The organism is Sphingobacterium sp. E70, assembly GCF_019285695.1.
GTDB lineage: Bacteria > Bacteroidota > Bacteroidia > Sphingobacteriales > Sphingobacteriaceae > Sphingobacterium > Sphingobacterium detergens.
Genome location: NZ_CP079104.1, coordinates 727396 through 744064, shown reverse-complemented (window position 1 = coordinate 744064; position 16669 = coordinate 727396). Strand labels below are relative to the sequence as shown.

The following is a 16669-nucleotide window of genomic DNA, read 5'->3' as shown; positions in this document are numbered from 1 at the left end:
AGGTTAGAGGCCGAATCGTAAACCAATAAATATCTCGCGTGGTAAAGGCAGTGACGTAAATCCTTGATCTGTTCCTGCCCCCGTACCACCACTTACATTGAATTCTGTGGTTTCGGGATCTATGTCCACGCCTTTGGCCGTAATACGAAATAGGTTTCTGCCCTGGACAAATATTCTTGCGTTGGTAAGACCAATTCTTTTGCTCAGTTTCGCGAGATTATAAGAAAGTGTGATGTCCCTTAATTTGGCATAACTTGCATTACCTACATTGACATCCGCAAAAGGGAAGGAGAACATATCCATATTCCATTCTTCCAGAACGGGATATATTGTATTCTTTTCGTCTCCAGGTTTCCGCCATCTTTCGGCTACATGTCGGTTTTGATAATTGGATCCACTAAACGTATCCTTTCTATATTTATGCCCTAGCTTTGCTATAAACATAAAAGATAGGTCCCAGTTTTGATAGCTGAAGCGATTTGTTAAAGCAAGATCCCATTTTGGTCTAAAGGTTCCCTGATAGATCAAGTCGGTAACTTCAGCATTGCTCGCCAATACAACCTGATTGTCCCTGGTATACACTTGTGTCTGACCGAGTTCATTAAGACCTGCAAAACGATAGCCCCACAAGCCGTCTGAAGGGTATCCAGCAACCATGATTCCTCCTGGAGTAGTGTAACTACCTGTGTACGGACGGTTTACATTGTAGTGTTTTACTTTGTTTGCGTTAAAGGAAATATTGGGCAAAATATCCCAGCTAAATCTACTGTTTTTGATGACGTGGACATTGAGCCCAAGCTCAAATCCGTGATTGGTCATTTTCCTACATTTTTTGTTAGCGAGCTAAAACCTAGTGTCGGATCCGCGGCGTCAGCAGCTAAGAGGTCAGAACTGTTCTTGTTATAATAATCAAAGCTACCTTCTATCGCATTGTTGAACAAGCCGAAGTCTATTCCCGCATTGGCAATATTCGTTTTTTCCCAACGCAATTGCTTATTAGGAGGCGAGGAGATGCCATAGGAAACTCCTCCCGTTGTAGGACTGTAGCTGCCAACACTCAAAATCAAAAACGGACCATTTCTCAGGGAAATATTTCCATTGATACCATAGGAACCTCTGATATTAAGTTTACTGAAAACGGCTTTATCCCACCATTTCTCATTACTTAATTTATAAGTTCCTCCAAGTGACCACATCGGTTTGTAGCGATACTTTTATCTGTACCAAAGAAATTTGTGAGATCCAGGCGTATACTTCCGCTTAGGATAAATCTATTGTCATATTCGTATGATCCATTGGCATACCAGGATACAAAGCGATTATCGCCATATGTTAGTGAACCATCGGTGAGTGATACGCTTCCATTGGGGAAGAGCATATCTGCGTTGTAAATTCCGGCAGTAAAATCATTGATGTTGACAGGGATAAATGAACCTGCATTTTCATTATAGCCAGCTCGGGTAGCCAATCTATTGTTGTCAGAAGTAATTTTTCTGATTTCGTTTCCGACTAAAGCGTGCAACAGATGTTTGTTATCGGAGAAGTTTTTGCTATAATTGAGCTGTGTACGGAGCGTCCAGGTTTCATTGATATTTTTGAATTCGTCCAAGATGCTTCCATCGGGAATATAATGATTAGCGGGATTTGATTTGGAGGTGCCATCGTTATAGGCGATGCGAGCATTATAGGAGTCTGCCCGTTGGATATTTTTGACATTTGCCGTTCCTTTGACCCAGTTACCTCCGAGTTCTGCTGTAAGTCCTTCTACGATATAGGCTCTTAGAAACCCGCTCATCCTGAAATTATAGACATTGCTATAACTGGGCATTTTCCCCATGTCTTCTAAAGGAACATAATCCCAGGACTTCATGCCGGGGTGTTTTTGTAGGTATTTACCTTATATTGACTGATACCCCATATTGCCGCCGGATTGCCATTGCCGTCCAATAGATTGGTATACGGCATAATCATTGATCCTCCTGAAAAACCCGCTAAAGTCTGATAATTGTCGCCTGCCAATTCTGGACCGTAAATGGTAGAATATGTAAATGAAGTACTATTGCCTTTATTATACGTGAAATTGGCAGCAGCTCCAGCGGTTAAAAATGGAAAAAGCTGCCATTCGTTTTTAAAATCGGTGATTAATCGTTTTGAATCATTGTTAATGAGATTATCCTTGGTCTGTTGATAGTTGACGGAAAAATTATAACTGCTTTTAGGCGATCCGCCGGCGATATTGATATTATGCTGATGGGTTACTTTATTTCTGAAAAACAGATCCTGGATTTGATTTAAAGCATTGATACCGCGTAGTCCATTGATCTCGGCCATTGCATCTTGGTGGCTAATCTTCCCTTCACGCTCTTGCATCAATAGATAGGTTACCCGGCTCATATTATATGGATCCATCGTTGAGGGACCGTTTGGATTCAGGTTGAAAAGGTCTATCTCTGCGTCAATATAGTCTGATGTTGTCGCTTTATTCAGATACTTTAACTGTGGTGTCTGAATAATATTTACAAAGCCAGAGTAGCTTATTTTAGGCTCACTGTTTTGTCCAGACTTTGTGGTAACAACAATAACGCCATTGGCTGCTCTAGAACCATAGATTGATGCGGCCACGCCATCTTTTAGCACGGTTATGCTCGCTATATTCATTGGATTGATATCATCTATTGTTGTTTCTACGGGATAACCGTCAATGACAATCAAAGGTGTTTTTGTGCATTAAAGGTCGAGACACCTCTAATTTCTATTTTGCCAGCCTTATCAATAGTGAGTCCTGTTGTCTGTCCTTCAAGAGCACTTTTGAGATCCGTAGCTAATTTTCTTTCCAGTTTTTCACCGCTAACATAACTGAAAGATCCAGTGACGCGATCTTTGGGGAGTTTCTGATATCCAGTATTGACTTCTACTGTCGCCTCATTTAATGTCCCCGTTTTTAATGCCAGTGTGATAACTCCAAGATTGTTTGTGACTGGGATAGTGATACTTTCATACCCTATATAGGATATGATGATATTTGTACCTACGGAAGAATTATCTAAAGTGAATTCTCCATTACCATTGGTGATGGTGCCTTTTTTCTTCCTTGTATCATTACGTTGGCACCGACAAGTACATTGCCATTTTCGTCAACAACTTTTCCCCTTATTTTGGACTGGTCTTTAAGATTAAGTAATAGTATTGTTTCTTTTAATTGAATACCACCAATTTTAGACTGACGCGGTTTAACCATGATCATATCTTTCTCCAGTTCAAAAAAGATGGGGTATTCTTTTCAAGGGTTTTTAATGCCTCTTGTAAAGGGAGATTGTTAAATGAGACAGAGGTACAGGTCAATGGATCAATATTTGGTGCTGCCCATAAATAATGGTAACCCGTCTGAATGTTAATTTCTTGCAGTATCTTTCGCAGACTAACATTTTTTTGTTGATATTGACTCTTTGTGCCATGGTATTGGCCTGGACCCCCATCATCCCTAAAAGTAATAGTGATGATAAAGAGATTTTCATAAGCGCATTGGTAAATATACGCGATACAGATTTTTCACCTGTACTTTGTTCATCTGTCGGGACTACACAAAAGAAGTCTCCAACATCTTTTTGGTAAAAAAATGATACATTTGTTACGGTTAATTGATTTTAAATAATGGTAGTTTACGATCCTTTAACTTTAATTAAGGGGACGTTGGCGCGTCTCCTTAATCGATCTGACATAAATTTGCGGGTGTGTTCTCCTTTCTTTTAGTGATATTAGATTAATAACGTTAGTTTATTTTAACTTTTGATTTTTCTACAATAAAATTGGCGTTACTGGCTTTCGATAATAACCTAAATAAATCTTCAGCACTGGCATAACGCGGAATAATTCCTTCAATTTTTACCTTCCTTAGTTTTTGATCTATAAATTCAAAATCGAAATCATACCACCGTGCAAGTTTAACCATGACGTTTTCCAAGGGCTCTGCGACAAACTCGAACTGATCTTTAGTCCAGGCAATATCGGATTGATTATCTACTTCACGTTTATACGTATTTTGACCAAGTGTCGATACGGCCTGTTCGTTTGGTTTTAAAATGATAGCTTCTTTTGTAGCCGTACTATTATAATTGATTTTTACAGATCCCTCCATTAGCGTTGTGATTGTCGATTTGTCTTCACTATAGCTGCTTACATTAAATTTTGTGCCCAGCACCTGGATTTCCTGTTCATTACATTGTACGAAAAATGGAACAGCGGTACCATCTCCATTTTTAATTTTGCTGATTTCAAAAAAGGCCTCCCCAATAAGCTTTACTGTCCTTTGTTTACGATCAAATTTCTCCGGAAATATCAACGTAGAAGCGGCGTTTAATTTAACTGCACTGCCATCGGGAAGCAATATATCATATTGACCTCCTTTTGGAGTACTTATAATCAGTGTTTTTCCCTGTTTTAAAGGATTATTTGACGTGATTTCTTTTAATTCTTCAGAAATGTTGAAATATCTTTTTTCGACTGGTAGTTGTAGTGATTTTCCATCTTCAAGTTGAATGGAAGCGCGAAAACTGCCTGGAACAATATTCCGTGAGGTATGATCGAGCTTAAGATTCCAAAGGAGGATAAATAGCGCGGCAATTGTACAGGCGGCAATTGCAATCCCATATTTTTTAATAATAAGATGAAAAAGATTAGGTCTTTCAAATGTAATCTTACTTTTTGCTTTTTCAATTACCTCATGAACTGGTAAAGAAAAAGCCCAATCGACATCTTGTTCATAGGTATTATTTGAAACCAAGCTTTGAAATAATTCTTCATGATGTGCTGAGGAGGACCGCCAATGATCCAATTTTGTCTCACCCTCATTGGATAAGATCCCAAGCTTTTTGCAGATATTAATTCACTTACTTCGAAAGGGCTCAGCTCCATAAATTCTTTGGTTAGTATTTATGATTATAACAGAATTCGAAGCTAGAATTGCTATTCCTTTTTAGTTTTATTTGTAATTGTTTGATTGTTAGTGTCTTTATTTTTTCAATGTGTCGATTAATAATAATAATAGAAGATAATCGCCATTGTCTAATAGCTGTTTTAGCAAAGCCAACCCCTTTGTTTTCTGTGTGTAAACAGTGCTGCTAGTTATATTTAATTTTTCCGCAATTTCTTTCGTATCTAGGCCATCTATGATATTTAATTTCATAATGGTAGCACATTGAGTAGGTAGTTTTTCTAAGGCATTTTTGATCAGTTGTAATGTTTCTGCATAAATAATCCACCTGCTATCGTCTTCAACAATACTGCTTATTTGATTGGCATAATTGTCATAATTTGTCAAGCGTCTTTTTCGCTTGTCCAGGTAATTGATAGTTGCATTTTTTGTACTCAGGTAAAGAAATGACTTTAGCTTGTCGTAAGAATCAAAATGAAAGTCTGTTGACCAAATTTTTAAAAGAACATCTTGGACAAGTTCCTCTGCACTTTCCTTTTCTATATCGAACTTGATTGCATATAGGCATAATGGTGAATAAAACCTATGAAATAGGAATTCAAAAGCTTTTTCATCTTTTCTTAAAAAAGCTAGGAATAATTTGGATTCGTTTAATGCGTCTTCCATGTACTGGTAGAACAAATTAATGAATTTTTAGACATAAATGAAAGGATAAGAAAAGATTTTGGATGATAGAAGAGGTTATATAATTTTTCCCTGATATTAACATAATTGATGGTGACAATTTTCATTCGTTGAAAGATAACATGAAAATATAAGCTACTATCAAATGGAAGGGAAATTGAATTGTTTCTGTTTTTAATATTTATCCAAAGTTAGTCATTAAGCTTCTTGATCGCAGTGGTTCGGCTGATAGATCGTTACTGATTAGATAGAGTTATTAATGGTTTAGATCTTTGTGTAGTATCTTCTGTATGAGGGATTCAATTTCTTTTGCATGAGTGACTGTCATAAAATGACCGGCTCTTTGAATGATAAAAGTGGGGATTACATTTCTAACTGGGATAATGCGGTCTTTGCAGCCATGGATATGAACCAAATTGTTGGGAATAGTCTTGTTTTTCCATTTTACGATTTGATTGATCGCCCAAGACAGAAATTTAGCATCGGTCTCTTGTAGTATTTGTTTAAGCATCATTTTATCTTCTTTTAAGCTTATACCAAAGAAGTAATTTGATAAAATATGATGTGATTTTAGAGCTGAAGCAGGAATAAATTTGTGGATTCTCAGTGTTCCGATAAGTTTGTAAAGTTTAGGAAGTTCGTTATCATCTTTTGCTGATGCGAGTAAAATAACTTGTTTTACATCAATAATTTTAGCTATTTCCATGGCAACCATACCACCGAAAGATAATCCAATAAGAACGGGGCATTCAGTCGTAATTTTAGTGGATAATCGTCGTGCATAGCATGAAATTGATTCTGTCGAAATTGGAGGAATCCATTCTAAGTGTATGACTTTTAAGCCCCAAAATTTATTTTGTCAAAAACCCTTCGGTCAACACCTAGTCCACTAAGTATATAAATATGGGTATCGGACATAATGGTAGGTTTAAAAGTATTTTGACTACAATTTATTAATAATGTGTCGATATCCAAAATTAGAAAAATATTAGGCTAGGGAAGTTCATATGATTTATTAACAAAAAACAAGATACCCAAAAACGAGTGGATATCTTGTTTTATCCATAAAAGCGAATGCTCGTCTTTTACGGATTATTAACATATAACTGTTAATATGAATTTATTAGAATACTTAGCGCACTGATCTAGCTAAGACAATGTTGCTAAGCTTTTAGCCTCAAAGATAGATAAGTCTTCGAATTGTTCTGCTTGAACTTTTTTACCCAATTTGGATCTTGTAAGATCGCCCGACCTACTGCGACCAAATCGAAGTCCCCTCTTTCATATCGACGTACCAATTCGTCTAGTGAAGCTGGAGACGACTTAAATTCTGAATTGGTAAATACTTCACCAAAATCTTTGTCAAGTCCTACCGACCCTACGGTTATTGTCGGTTGGCCAGAAACCTTTTCAGCCATCCGGCGAAATTTAAATCGCTGCCTTCAAATTCAGGCTCCCAATAGCGTCGTTGGCTTCCGTGGAAAATATCTATGCCTGCATCAACTAATGGTAAAATCCAATCTTCCATTACCTTTGGGGTAGGGGCTAATCTTGCCGTATAATCTTGTTGTTTCCATTGGGATAGTCTGATGATAATTACAAAATCCGGTCCAACGGCTTTTCGCATTGCTTTCACTACTTCGACAGCAAATCTGGAACGCTCCTTTATCGTTTTACCACCGAATTCATCTGATCTGTGGTTCATCCCCTCCCAAAAGAATTGATCAATCAAATAACCATGTGCGGCATGTATTTCAAAGGCATCGAAACCTAGCTCTTTTGCAGATTTTGCAGCATCAGCATAGGCTTGGATAGTATTTTCTATATCGGCCAAAGTCATTGTGTCGGGACTTTCAAAAGCTGCTGGCGGAGTCCACTGCATTGGGGTATACCCTACATGCCATATTTGAGGTGCTATTTTACCTCCTTTTGCGTGGACAGCATTTAGAATGTTCTTCCAGCCGTTTAAAGCTTGGTCTCCATAAAAATTTGGAATGTCCTTTAAGTTTTTTGACGCTGGCCTTTCGATTACAGTTCCTTCGGTTAGAATCAAACCAACGTCCCCGGCTGCCCGTCGTTCATAATAACCTGTAACGACATCTCCAGGGATCCCGTCAGTAGAAAATGCTCGTGTCATGGGAGCCATGACGAAACGGTTTTTTAATATAAGATTTTTGTATTGGAACGGACTGAAAAGTGTTTGTATGCTCATTTTTTTATATCATTTTGCGAATTTCTTTACAAAGATATTTTAAATAGTGTATTTTTGTAACTATTGATAGTATAAAGTAGTTACCTTTGCGTAACTATCAAATGTTTTGGCAATGAAAAGAACAGATTTTAAGAATTGTTCATGCGCGATGCAACGCTCTATGGGAATTTTGGGGACAAGATGGAAGCCCATTATTATATACACACTAAGAGATCGAAAAGCCCGATTTGGACAACTCGATGCATTGATCGAAAATATTTCAAGAAAAGTACTGACATCCTCTTTAAAAGAGTTGGAGGAAGATGGTATTATTTTGAGGAGGAATTTAAAGAGTTACCTCCTCGGGTGGAATACGCTCTGACTGAAAAGGGAAAGGCACTTATTCCGATTATGTGTCAGTTAGCAAAATGGAATGAGGAATATTATGAGGAGCCTGCACCGTTGATATTATAAGAAATAGCAAGTACTTTACTTTTTTGGTTTATATATACTGTTTTTTACTGAAATGTAATAACAAGAATATATATAACTAACAGAATATGAAATTTTAAACCCAGACGGTTCATATTTATTTAAAATTTAGGTAATATTGAATTGTGAAAAACAAGGTAAATCAAGAACACAATAAACAAGATTTCATCGAATCTTTTCGTGAAGGTGAAAGAGAAGGGTTGAAGTTCTTGTACAAAACCTTTATAGTCCAATGTGTTATTTTCTCGAAAAAATGAACTTGGATAAAGTTATTATTGAGGAAATTGTCCAGGATGTGTTTTTAAAGCTATGGGAAAGACGGAGCGATTTTAATCATTTTGAGTCGATCCGGAGTTTTTTATATACAAGTTGCAGAAACGCGGCACTTAATCGGATTCAACAACGTAAGAGATCACAAAAGCTTGCTGATAACTATATCACACAGGTTGATCTGATAGATTTGCCTGTCAGCCATCAAATGATTTATTTAGAAACGCTACGTGAGGTTCACGACGCTATAGAGACCTTGCCAGAACAGTGTCGACATGTAATATACAAGCTGGTCGTCGAAGATTTAAGTCCACAAGAAGTTGCGATTTCCTTAGGTATTACCACAAGTACCGTATACAATCAAAAGAAAAGAGGAATTGAACTTCTCAGGCAAAGGCTTAGGCCTGATCAGTTTTTTTGTTTACTGTTACTCCTTCTGTATTATTAGGTTGTAAATTATAAATTTGATTTTCAGTTGATTATAAAAATATTCCCCATCTCTTTAGAGAAACGAAATCAAAATATTGTTTTAAGTATATAAAGCAATATGGAGCATACAACCGAACATATCATCTATTTATTGAGTAAATCAAAACTTGAAGGATTAAGTTATGAGGAGCAATTGCAACTGGATTCTTGGCGCCTCAATGCGGCTTCGAACCGAGAAGTATGTGATATGTTGGATAACAAGGAGATGTTAGATAGAGATTTGAAGGGCTTATATGCTTACGATTGGGAAGCATCCTTTGAAACTTTTGAACAGGAGCATCTGAGCGCTCCAAAACTATTTTCCCTTTTAGAAGGATTTGGTCGTATGGAATCGCTGCAGTACTAATTGGTGCGTTAACATTATTTTTTTGTTCGTTACCTGATGGATACTGGATATCAGGCAAATCCAGACGTAAAAATCCTCCCCGCTCAAACCGCAGGTAAAATCTACCTGAAAAATGGAGATTCGATCGCTATTTCACCTCAAGATACTGTAATGTCTTTGGCTACTCTACCCTATAACCTGACTAAGGGCAATGATAGCTTACTTATTTCTACCCCAAAAGGTGGTAAAATGGCCGTTCTCTTACCAGATGGTACTAAGGTCTGGATGAATGCTGAGACCAAATTGGATTATTATGAAACAGATAGTCTCAGACAAGTTCGATTGATCGGCGAAGCTTATTTTGAAGTAGCAAAGAAATACTTCTCCTCAGGAGAATTATCACAAGTGAAACCATTTAATGTTCAAACCGGAAATATTCATGTGACGGTATTAGGCACGCATTTTAATATTAAGGCAAATAAAAGTCTAAGTGACTTTAGGACTACGTTATATGAAGGAAAAGTGAAGGTTCAGCAAGGAGAAAGGCAGATTATTTTATCTCCTGGAGAGGAGGCATATATCAATATTGGTCATATCCAACGCAGAACCATAGATACTGAAATCGGTAATGCATTGAAAGACGGTTATTTTATATTCAACTCTGAACCGCTGTCTGTTATTATGGAGGATATCTCTTCTTGGTATAACGTCAATGTGGTTTACCTCGATAACGAGATAAAGTCAGAAAAATTTGAAGGGATGTTGTCCCGTAATAGCCGCTTAAAAGATATTATCAATGTACTAGAGAGTACGGGGAAAGTCAATTTCAAATTTAAAGAAAACACGATTTATGTAGATAAAAAGCAATCTAAATGAAAAGACGAAGCCCTAAAAGCTTGCAACAAATAGGGCTTCTGGTCAAGCAATTCTAACTGTAACTGAATTTTAATTCTTAACCTAAAACAAATGTATAAAAATTATGCAGAAGTTTGTCGTGCCCTACACGGACAAGCGGAAATTATGAAAAACAGCGATCGCACAGACTTTTGGGGAAGGTCGCATTGGAGGGGAAACATTATGCGTATATCGCTTACTACCATTATGATGTCCTGTTGTTTGCTTCATGTAGGAGCTAAAACTTACGGACAAAGTGTATCTATTCATGAAAAATCTGTTTCGTTGAGAAAAGTCTTTTCGACAATCAATAAACAGACAGGCTACTCCTATGTATGGGCAGCAAAGACTATTGATCCAGATACGAAGATCCAGCTCAATGTTGAAAAGGGAACATTGAATGGAACACTTGAGAGATTATTGAACGATCTGAATCTTAGTTTTGAAATTAAGGGAAAGATAATCGTTGTACGTGAAAAAGCCGAACAAGGGGGAATTGTTTCGAACTACAATAGTTTATCAGATCAAAAGATGCTGATCAAGGGCTTTGTTGTTGATGATAACAATCGTCCTTTACAAGGTGCGACCATTCGTGTCAAAGGTGTACCTCAAGGTACGACGACAGATCAAAATGGGTATTTTGAAATCAGTAGCGTCAGTGCAAACAGTTTATTGGAGATTACGATGGTCGGATTTTCACCACTTTCACTACCTGTAAAATCTGATCTTGGAACAATTAGGCTGCATGCAATAGATGCACAATTGCAGGAGGTTAATGTAACCGTAAATACGGGGTATCAAAAGATCAGTAAAGAGCGCGCGGCTGGTTCGTTTGCGCAGGTGACTGCCAGAGATATGGAAGGACGATTGCAACCGAACCTTTTGGATCGGATCGACGGATTGCTTCCTGGCCTGAATTTGGTTCGTAACACCTCCAGTCCCCAAAATGAAAAAAATAATCTTGGTATTGAGGTGAGGGCCGTTCGACAATCAATGCGCAGGCCGCACCTTTAATTGTCGTTGACGGTATGCCTTATGAAGGCGATCTCACTGCTATCAATCCCAATGATATTGCGTCTATTACTGTTTTAAAAGATGCTTCAGCTGCGTCAATCTATGGTGTACGTTCATCCAATGGTGTTATCGTGATAACAACAAAAATCGGTACAGCAGGTAAAACTAAGGTTGATTATAGCAATACCTTGTCTTTCCGTGGTCTCCCAAGCCGGAAGTATCTCAACCAGATGAGCAGTTCAGAGCTGGTTGATTTTCAAAAACAGATGTTCAATTATAGATCAGGTGATTATGCCGCGATTGATCCTCGGAAATCAATGAACGACGTTTACCGAATTCTTTATAACCACAAAGGGGGAGTAATCTCCGAAGCGGAAATGGAAAAACAATTGGATGTCTATCGTAATCGCGATCGATTTAGTCAAATGGAGGAATTTCTGAATACGACCCGGTTTGATCAACAGCATAATTTGGCGATCTCTGGTGGATCAGATCGTTACACTTATCACTACTCCATTAATTATACACAACCGGGTGACTATAACAAAGGAAGGGCTACGAATAAAGAGTTAGGTTTCAGTCTGAAAAATAATTTTAGAGTGACTGATTGGTTCAATTTTAGAGCTAATATTTTAGGGAAAAACCAAAATAGAGAGGGCGATATCGGCTTTAATTTCTATGACAATTATATCGGTTTTAATGAAAAGTATGTTGGTACGAAAGCATCCTATTTCTTATTGCGTAATGAAGATGGCTCACCGGCTCAATGGTACGGATCTAAATCTCAATTTGAGATAGATCGACTAAATGGATTAGGCCTGGAAGATGAAACTTATATACCACTAAATCATGTTTCAGCTGTGCATGAAAAGTTCTATAATAAGTATATTAATTTCAATTTTGCGGCCAACTTTAAGATTATTAAAGGGTTGGATTTTGATCTATCTTATCAAAATGAACGAACCGAAGGGTACAAGGGTACAATAAATAGAAAGAACGCGCAATCGGTCGCTGGTATGGTTAATGATGCCACACAGATTGGAAAAGACGGGGTGATTAAACGCAATATACCGCAAGGTGGGCAATTTTTGAGCAACGCAATGATGTCAATAGTTATACCCTCCGTGGTCAATTCAGCTATCAGAATAATATCCAGGATAAACATGAGATCGTCGCTATTGCCGGTGCGGAACGGAGGCAGATTCACAATCGTTATACCAATATTTATAAATACGGTTATGATGAGAGTAGTTTAGCCTTTAAAGGAATTAACGAAGAATTGTTTGGTATAATGATTCCAAATACTCAAGCACTGTTCAATAGTTATACTATTTCCAGAAATAAAGATGAGGGTTTCCGTGATGTAATTGATCGATTTGTCTCTTTTTATGCGAACGGATCTTATACATACAACAAAAAGCTGACATTAAGTGGAAGTATACGAATGGATCAATCCAACCTCTTCGGTACGGATATCAAAAATCAATATAAACCGCTATGGTCAATTGGCGCATTGTACCAATTACCAAAATTAAATTGGGAACCATTAGATCGCTGGGCAATACGGATGACCTATGGGGTGAACGGGAATGTCCCGAAAGACAATGGACCATATTTGATTTCAAGAGTAGGTAAAACGGTTAATCCATATAGTGGTGAACTACAGGCTACAATTGACTCACCCCAAATCCATTATTGCGCTGGGAACGCACATCTGTATGGAATGCTGGACTGGATTTTCCTTATTTAAAAATAGACTTTCAGGAAGTATCGATTTCTATAATAAGAAAACGACAGACTTGTTAGGTAATACACCTTTGGATCCAACATTGGGGTGGGATGTCGTGCTGCTCAATTATGGCGATATGCAGAATAGGGTATTGAATTGGGACTTAATGGTAAAATGATTCATCATGAACAATTTAGTTGGAATAGTACCCTGAATTTCAGCTATAATAAAAATGAGATCACGAATCTTTTTGTGGAGCAAAATACACCTTACTATTATTATTATATGCCTCAAAATCGTGTTGGGGTGCCTATGGGAAGTCTATATAGCATCGATTACGCGGGCTTGAACGATAAAGGAAGACCGTTGGCGAGAAAGGCTGATGGCAGTTTGGTCGAAAGTACACAGCAACTGACAGTCGACGATCTAATTTACGAAGGAACGACAATACCCCATATAATGTTTCTTTCAGAAATGGATTTAAATACAAAGATCTGACCCTTTCCTTTATGTTTATTTTCAATGGTGGTCATGTGATGCGGGGTGTTCATCCGGAGTTTTTAAGTAAATACGCCGAACTGAACTATAACAGTAATTTCGATAAGCTTTGGTTGAATTATTGGAAAAAACCAGGCGATGAAAATAATCCGGATATTGCTCCAGCGTTCATTTCAGCTGCCTCCGGTAATATATCGGACATCTATAATGCTGCACATAAATTTGTACAAAAGGCAGATTACATTAAATTGAGAGATATTTCCCTGTCTTATAATTTTCCAAGCAAATGGATTGCACCGACCAAACTAAGTTATATCCGATTGACTGGGCAGGTATTGAATGCTTGGCGTTGGGCGGCTAACAAGGAAAATCTCGATCCAGAAGCTTGGGTAGGTTATACGACAGCGACGAGTACAAATATTTCGGGCCCTAGTCGTGGAGTCACAGCTCCGGTGATTTACAACTTAGGTGTTTCTGTAGGATTTTAAAAAGAAGATATCATGAAAAAAATATATATAGGACTGTTATTTGGCTTAATGACGTTAAGTAGCTGCAATAAATACTTAGATATAAAACCCAAGGGATTTACTATTCCCGAAAATCTTAATGACTACAAATTATTATTAAATGATCAGGGATTAATTAGTGCTTCTCCAGTTTATCCCAATTACCTAACAGACAATCTACAGTCTGGCGATCCGCAAGACGTACAATCTGCGGCTAGTTTTGATTACTATGATTATGTTAAGAAGCAGCTTTATAGTCTCGCTCATGGTGCAATTTTTGAGGATGGTCAATACGATCCTTATTGGGAGACTGCTTATAGCCATATTTTTACCTACAATGTGATTATAAATAATGTGCTCGTGGCGACAGATGGTTCGGAAACTGAGAAGAAAAGGGTCTGGGCGGAAGCAAAGATCGGCCGGGCATTTGAGTATCTGAGTCTGGTCAATATCTATGCCGCTCATTATAATCCAGCTAATGCGGCTAAGGATTTGGGTGTACCTTTGGTTCTAAAGGAAGATATTAATCAAAAATATGAACGTGTATCTGTGCAAGCCATTTATGACCTAGTGCTTAACGACCTTAATGATGCACTTCCGCACTTGAGTACAGCACAGTCAAACAAATCTCAGGCCGTACGTTCTGTGGGGTATTCTTTCTTGAGTCGGGTATACCTATATCAGGGGAAATTCAAAGAGGCTTTGGAGAATGCTAAACAGGCGCTAGCTTTGAATAAAAATCTGATCAACTACAACCTATATACAAATAAAGATAAGACAACTTTTGGCCGTGTATGTCTCAAGACCGATAATTCCTCACAGTTTCCTGATGCTAGAACCAATGTAGAGTCAATATGGACTCGTTCCGGTACAAGTAGTTTAGGCTCTCAAAATGCTGAATTTTATGCATCCAAGGAACTGATTGATACCTATGCAAAAGATCTCCCGGTCGGAGCAAATGACAAGCGTTACGAATTATTTTTCTGTCGTGATCAAGCCTCCTTTGGTCCTAATTTAATTAAATTTCCTGGACGTGTACTTTATGCGCCCTATGTTGACTTTAGTACAGGATTTAATACACCAGAATTATTTCTGATCGCTGCTGAATCAGCTGCACGTACAGGAAATACGGGGAAGCTTTAGAATTCTTGAATACACTAAGAAATAGTCGTATTGAAAATAATAAAGCATTGACAGCAGGTGATCCGAAAACTGTGCTGCAGTTGGCCCTAGATGAAAGACGACGTGAAATGCCATTTATGGCATCGACTAGACTTATCGATTTGAAACGTTTGGTTATTGCGGATAATTATAAGAAATCAATTAAGCATCCGTTGGCCAGTAAAGTATTTGAAATGGAGTCAACAGACCTTAGAATGATACTTCCGGTACCACCCAAAGTACTTTCCCTAAATCCGGGAATTCCACAGTATGAACGATAAAAAATATAAATGCTTTTACCTAACCAATCTTTGCCCATTATAAGCAAAGATTGGTTCCAAGTTTTAAAAAATACTTTCATGAAAAAACTATTATTGACATCGCTGGCCTTCATACAGTCTGTAATATTGCTGGCGCAAGAACATATACAATTCCAAAAGGTGACTTTTAGCGAAGCGAAAGAATTAGCAAAAAAAGAAAATAAACTGATCTTTTTAGATGGTTTTACCTCCTGGTGTGCCCCTTGTAAATGGATGGAAGGTAATGTGTTTTCACAGCCTGAAGTTGCCGATTACTTTAATTCGAAATTTATTAATACCAAGTTTGATTGTGAGGTAGGTGAGGGAGTGGACATTGCAAAAAATTATCAGATAAAAAGTTTTCCTACCTATTTGTTTCTGGATGGGCAGGGGACATTGATCTATAGAACGCAGTCCCGTATGGAGGCCGATCTTTTCCTGAAGCAGGCACAACAGGCGAATGATTCCAACTACCAAATTCCCAATCTGCGTAAGCAGTATGATCAGGAGTTCGTGAATCTAACTTTCTGTTGCGCTATATAAAAGTTATGGAACAGACGGACAATAAGGCTACAAATAATGCCAAAAAAGCTTTGGATAGTGTTGCCACTGATGAGTTTTTAAGAAGCCCAAATGGTTGGGAAACGATAAAAATGATGGCACAGAGTATGGAGGATCGCTATGGTAAATTTTTCGAATCAAATAAGACGTATTTTAAAAGCATAGCCTTGGCAACTGAATTTGAGAATAAGGAAATACAGCTCTTGCGATATGCGATGTATGGTTACATCCGTGATAGCAAAGCCGACGAATTTAGAAAAGGACTGGTCTATTTTGAGCAGTCAAATAAACCGGAACACAAGATTGACGCTGCAATGTATCAGGTTGAATGGATCGCAGCTCATGGTACAGAAAAAGAGTTTGTTTCGTTGACTGAAAAATTGCGGAAGGGACTCCTAAAAGACGAGGATGAGAAGCTTAGTTTTATTGCACGGCGTAATGCCAATGCAAAAGGAGACGTTGCTAAACCTGCTATCCTTAAACAATGTTACATCCTTGCAAAACAGGCAGCAGAGATTAATCCATCGAGTTATTCCAATCAGGGAACCCTGGCAGATATCTGCATTGCATTGAATAAAAAAGAAGGAAGCCGTCAAAGCGGCAGAAGCTGCGAGAGGCTTGGCTGA

General features: G+C 37.9%; 23 protein-coding genes and 2 pseudogenes. 14 read left to right on the top strand and 11 right to left on the bottom strand.

Annotation, left to right across the window (positions count from 1 at the left end):
- Window positions 1-3: 3 nt before the first annotated feature.
- The 11 genes from KUH03_RS05415 to KUH03_RS05375 all read right to left on the bottom strand — a co-directional run bounded on the left by KUH03_RS05415 (window position 4) and on the right by KUH03_RS05375 (window position 7826).
- Window positions 4-819, bottom strand: a complete 816-nt coding sequence (locus KUH03_RS05415; RefSeq protein ID WP_257091917.1) for a hypothetical protein — start codon at window positions 817-819, stop codon at window positions 4-6.
- Window positions 816-1196 carry a TonB-dependent receptor gene (locus KUH03_RS05410; RefSeq protein WP_257091916.1) on the bottom strand — a complete coding sequence of 127 codons (381 nt, stop codon included), beginning with the start codon at window positions 1194-1196 and terminating at the stop codon, window positions 816-818. Before KUH03_RS05410 ends, KUH03_RS05415 begins: the two co-directional genes overlap by 4 nt.
- Window positions 1166-1870 (bottom strand): hypothetical protein, encoded by a 705-nt coding sequence (locus KUH03_RS05405; RefSeq protein WP_257091915.1) that lies wholly within the window; start codon window positions 1868-1870, stop codon window positions 1166-1168. The genes KUH03_RS05410 and KUH03_RS05405 overlap by 31 nt, the downstream gene beginning before the upstream one ends.
- Window positions 1867-2712 (bottom strand): TonB-dependent receptor plug domain-containing protein, encoded by an 846-nt coding sequence (locus tag KUH03_RS05400; RefSeq protein WP_257091914.1) that lies wholly within the window; start codon window positions 2710-2712, stop codon window positions 1867-1869. Before KUH03_RS05400 ends, KUH03_RS05405 begins: the two co-directional genes overlap by 4 nt.
- Window positions 2709-3074 (bottom strand): hypothetical protein, encoded by a 366-nt coding sequence (locus KUH03_RS48145; protein ID WP_373564782.1) that lies wholly within the window; start codon window positions 3072-3074, stop codon window positions 2709-2711. The genes KUH03_RS05400 and KUH03_RS48145 overlap by 4 nt, the downstream gene beginning before the upstream one ends.
- A complete protein-coding gene (locus KUH03_RS05395; RefSeq protein ID WP_257091913.1) occupies window positions 3044-3238 on the bottom strand; it encodes a carboxypeptidase-like regulatory domain-containing protein in 195 nt (64 codons plus the stop codon). Before KUH03_RS05395 ends, KUH03_RS48145 begins: the two co-directional genes overlap by 31 nt.
- Before the next feature lie 531 nt (window positions 3239-3769).
- The gene (locus tag KUH03_RS05390) at window positions 3770-4831 is read right to left on the bottom strand and encodes a FecR family protein (RefSeq protein ID WP_257091912.1); all 1062 of its coding nucleotides are present in this window, start codon (window positions 4829-4831) and stop codon (window positions 3770-3772) included.
- A 177-nt stretch (window positions 4832-5008) separates the two neighbouring features.
- Window positions 5009-5611, bottom strand: coding sequence for an RNA polymerase sigma factor (locus KUH03_RS05385; protein ID WP_257091911.1), 603 nt, complete (start codon window positions 5609-5611; stop codon window positions 5009-5011).
- Window positions 5612-5870: 259 nt separating this feature from the next.
- A complete protein-coding gene (locus tag KUH03_RS05380) occupies window positions 5871-6329 on the bottom strand; it encodes a hypothetical protein (protein WP_257091910.1) in 459 nt (152 codons plus the stop codon).
- 448 nt (window positions 6330-6777) lie between these two features.
- Window positions 6778-7032, bottom strand: coding sequence for a hypothetical protein (locus KUH03_RS45320; RefSeq protein ID WP_306429462.1), 255 nt, complete (start codon window positions 7030-7032; stop codon window positions 6778-6780).
- Complete coding sequence (locus KUH03_RS05375; protein WP_306429461.1) at window positions 6999-7826, bottom strand: 12-oxophytodienoate reductase; 828 nt, start codon at window positions 7824-7826, stop codon at window positions 6999-7001. The genes KUH03_RS45320 and KUH03_RS05375 overlap by 34 nt, the downstream gene beginning before the upstream one ends.
- A 112-nt stretch (window positions 7827-7938) precedes the next feature.
- Here KUH03_RS05375 and KUH03_RS05370 point away from each other — a divergent pair.
- From KUH03_RS05370 to KUH03_RS05305, 14 genes and pseudogenes are all read left to right on the top strand, one after another.
- Window positions 7939-8279, top strand: a pseudogene (locus tag KUH03_RS05370) (winged helix-turn-helix transcriptional regulator).
- Between the two features lie 235 nt (window positions 8280-8514).
- Window positions 8515-9015: pseudogene (locus KUH03_RS05365) on the top strand (RNA polymerase sigma factor); the annotation flags it as partial.
- A gap of 99 nt (window positions 9016-9114) precedes the next feature.
- On the top strand, window positions 9115-9402 hold the full coding sequence (locus KUH03_RS05360; protein ID WP_257091908.1) for a hypothetical protein: 288 nt from the start codon (window positions 9115-9117) through the stop codon (window positions 9400-9402).
- A 36-nt stretch (window positions 9403-9438) separates the two neighbouring features.
- Entirely contained in the window at window positions 9439-10257 is an 819-nt protein-coding gene (locus tag KUH03_RS05355; RefSeq protein ID WP_257091907.1) for a FecR family protein, read from the top strand.
- 144 nt (window positions 10258-10401) lie between these two features.
- On the top strand, window positions 10402-11289 hold the full coding sequence (locus KUH03_RS05350; RefSeq protein ID WP_257091906.1) for an STN domain-containing protein: 888 nt from the start codon (window positions 10402-10404) through the stop codon (window positions 11287-11289).
- 14 nt (window positions 11290-11303) lie between these two features.
- Window positions 11304-12545 carry a TonB-dependent receptor plug domain-containing protein gene (locus tag KUH03_RS05345; RefSeq protein ID WP_257091905.1) on the top strand — a complete coding sequence of 414 codons (1242 nt, stop codon included), beginning with the start codon at window positions 11304-11306 and terminating at the stop codon, window positions 12543-12545.
- Entirely contained in the window at window positions 12440-13039 is a 600-nt protein-coding gene (locus tag KUH03_RS05340; protein ID WP_257096707.1) for a TonB-dependent receptor domain-containing protein, read from the top strand. The genes KUH03_RS05345 and KUH03_RS05340 overlap by 106 nt, the downstream gene beginning before the upstream one ends.
- The gene (locus KUH03_RS05335; RefSeq protein ID WP_257091904.1) at window positions 13008-13196 is read left to right on the top strand and encodes a TonB-dependent receptor; all 189 of its coding nucleotides are present in this window, start codon (window positions 13008-13010) and stop codon (window positions 13194-13196) included. Before KUH03_RS05340 ends, KUH03_RS05335 begins: the two co-directional genes overlap by 32 nt.
- On the top strand, window positions 13175-13516 hold the full coding sequence (locus tag KUH03_RS05330; RefSeq protein ID WP_257091903.1) for a hypothetical protein: 342 nt from the start codon (window positions 13175-13177) through the stop codon (window positions 13514-13516). Before KUH03_RS05335 ends, KUH03_RS05330 begins: the two co-directional genes overlap by 22 nt.
- Before the next feature lie 11 nt (window positions 13517-13527).
- Window positions 13528-14004 carry a hypothetical protein gene (locus tag KUH03_RS05325; RefSeq protein WP_257091902.1) on the top strand — a complete coding sequence of 159 codons (477 nt, stop codon included), beginning with the start codon at window positions 13528-13530 and terminating at the stop codon, window positions 14002-14004.
- Between the two features lie 12 nt (window positions 14005-14016).
- The gene (locus KUH03_RS05320; protein ID WP_257091901.1) at window positions 14017-15165 is read left to right on the top strand and encodes a RagB/SusD family nutrient uptake outer membrane protein; all 1149 of its coding nucleotides are present in this window, start codon (window positions 14017-14019) and stop codon (window positions 15163-15165) included.
- Window positions 15166-15170: 5 nt separating this feature from the next.
- Window positions 15171-15464 (top strand): RagB/SusD family nutrient uptake outer membrane protein, encoded by a 294-nt coding sequence (locus KUH03_RS05315; RefSeq protein ID WP_257091900.1) that lies wholly within the window; start codon window positions 15171-15173, stop codon window positions 15462-15464.
- A gap of 78 nt (window positions 15465-15542) precedes the next feature.
- On the top strand, window positions 15543-16025 hold the full coding sequence (locus KUH03_RS05310; RefSeq protein WP_257091899.1) for a thioredoxin fold domain-containing protein: 483 nt from the start codon (window positions 15543-15545) through the stop codon (window positions 16023-16025).
- A 5-nt stretch (window positions 16026-16030) separates the two neighbouring features.
- The gene (locus KUH03_RS05305) at window positions 16031-16669 is read left to right on the top strand and encodes a hypothetical protein (protein WP_257091898.1); all 639 of its coding nucleotides are present in this window, start codon (window positions 16031-16033) and stop codon (window positions 16667-16669) included.

Excerpts from the sequence above, each read along its gene's own strand:
- KUH03_RS05380 (WP_257091910.1), bottom strand. The coding sequence starts at position 6,329 with ATGGTTGCCATGGAAATAGCTAAAATTATTGATGTAAAACAAGTTATT.
- KUH03_RS05305 (WP_257091898.1), top strand. The coding sequence starts at position 16,031 with ATGGAACAGACGGACAATAAGGCTACAAATAATGCCAAAAAAGCTTTG.
- KUH03_RS05410 (WP_257091916.1), bottom strand. The coding sequence starts at position 1,196 with ATGTGGTCACTTGGAGGAACTTATAAATTAAGTAATGAGAAATGGTGG.
- KUH03_RS05350 (WP_257091906.1), top strand. The coding sequence starts at position 10,402 with ATGAAAAACAGCGATCGCACAGACTTTTGGGGAAGGTCGCATTGGAGG.
- KUH03_RS05325 (WP_257091902.1), top strand. The coding sequence starts at position 13,528 with ATGTTTATTTTCAATGGTGGTCATGTGATGCGGGGTGTTCATCCGGAG.
- KUH03_RS05415 (WP_257091917.1), bottom strand. The coding sequence starts at position 819 with ATGACCAATCACGGATTTGAGCTTGGGCTCAATGTCCACGTCATCAAA.
- KUH03_RS05320 (WP_257091901.1), top strand. The coding sequence starts at position 14,017 with ATGAAAAAAATATATATAGGACTGTTATTTGGCTTAATGACGTTAAGT.
- KUH03_RS45320 (WP_306429462.1), bottom strand. The coding sequence starts at position 7,032 with ATGGCTGAAAAGGTTTCTGGCCAACCGACAATAACCGTAGGGTCGGTA.
- KUH03_RS05405 (WP_257091915.1), bottom strand. The coding sequence starts at position 1,870 with ATGAAGTCCTGGGATTATGTTCCTTTAGAAGACATGGGGAAAATGCCC.
- KUH03_RS05335 (WP_257091904.1), top strand. The coding sequence starts at position 13,008 with ATGGAATGCTGGACTGGATTTTCCTTATTTAAAAATAGACTTTCAGGA.
- KUH03_RS05310 (WP_257091899.1), top strand. The coding sequence starts at position 15,543 with ATGAAAAAACTATTATTGACATCGCTGGCCTTCATACAGTCTGTAATA.
- KUH03_RS05375 (WP_306429461.1), bottom strand. The coding sequence starts at position 7,826 with ATGAGCATACAAACACTTTTCAGTCCGTTCCAATACAAAAATCTTATA.
- KUH03_RS05355 (WP_257091907.1), top strand. The coding sequence starts at position 9,439 with ATGGATACTGGATATCAGGCAAATCCAGACGTAAAAATCCTCCCCGCT.
- KUH03_RS05395 (WP_257091913.1), bottom strand. The coding sequence starts at position 3,238 with ATGGTTAAACCGCGTCAGTCTAAAATTGGTGGTATTCAATTAAAAGAA.
- KUH03_RS05345 (WP_257091905.1), top strand. The coding sequence starts at position 11,304 with ATGCCTTATGAAGGCGATCTCACTGCTATCAATCCCAATGATATTGCG.
- KUH03_RS05360 (WP_257091908.1), top strand. The coding sequence starts at position 9,115 with ATGGAGCATACAACCGAACATATCATCTATTTATTGAGTAAATCAAAA.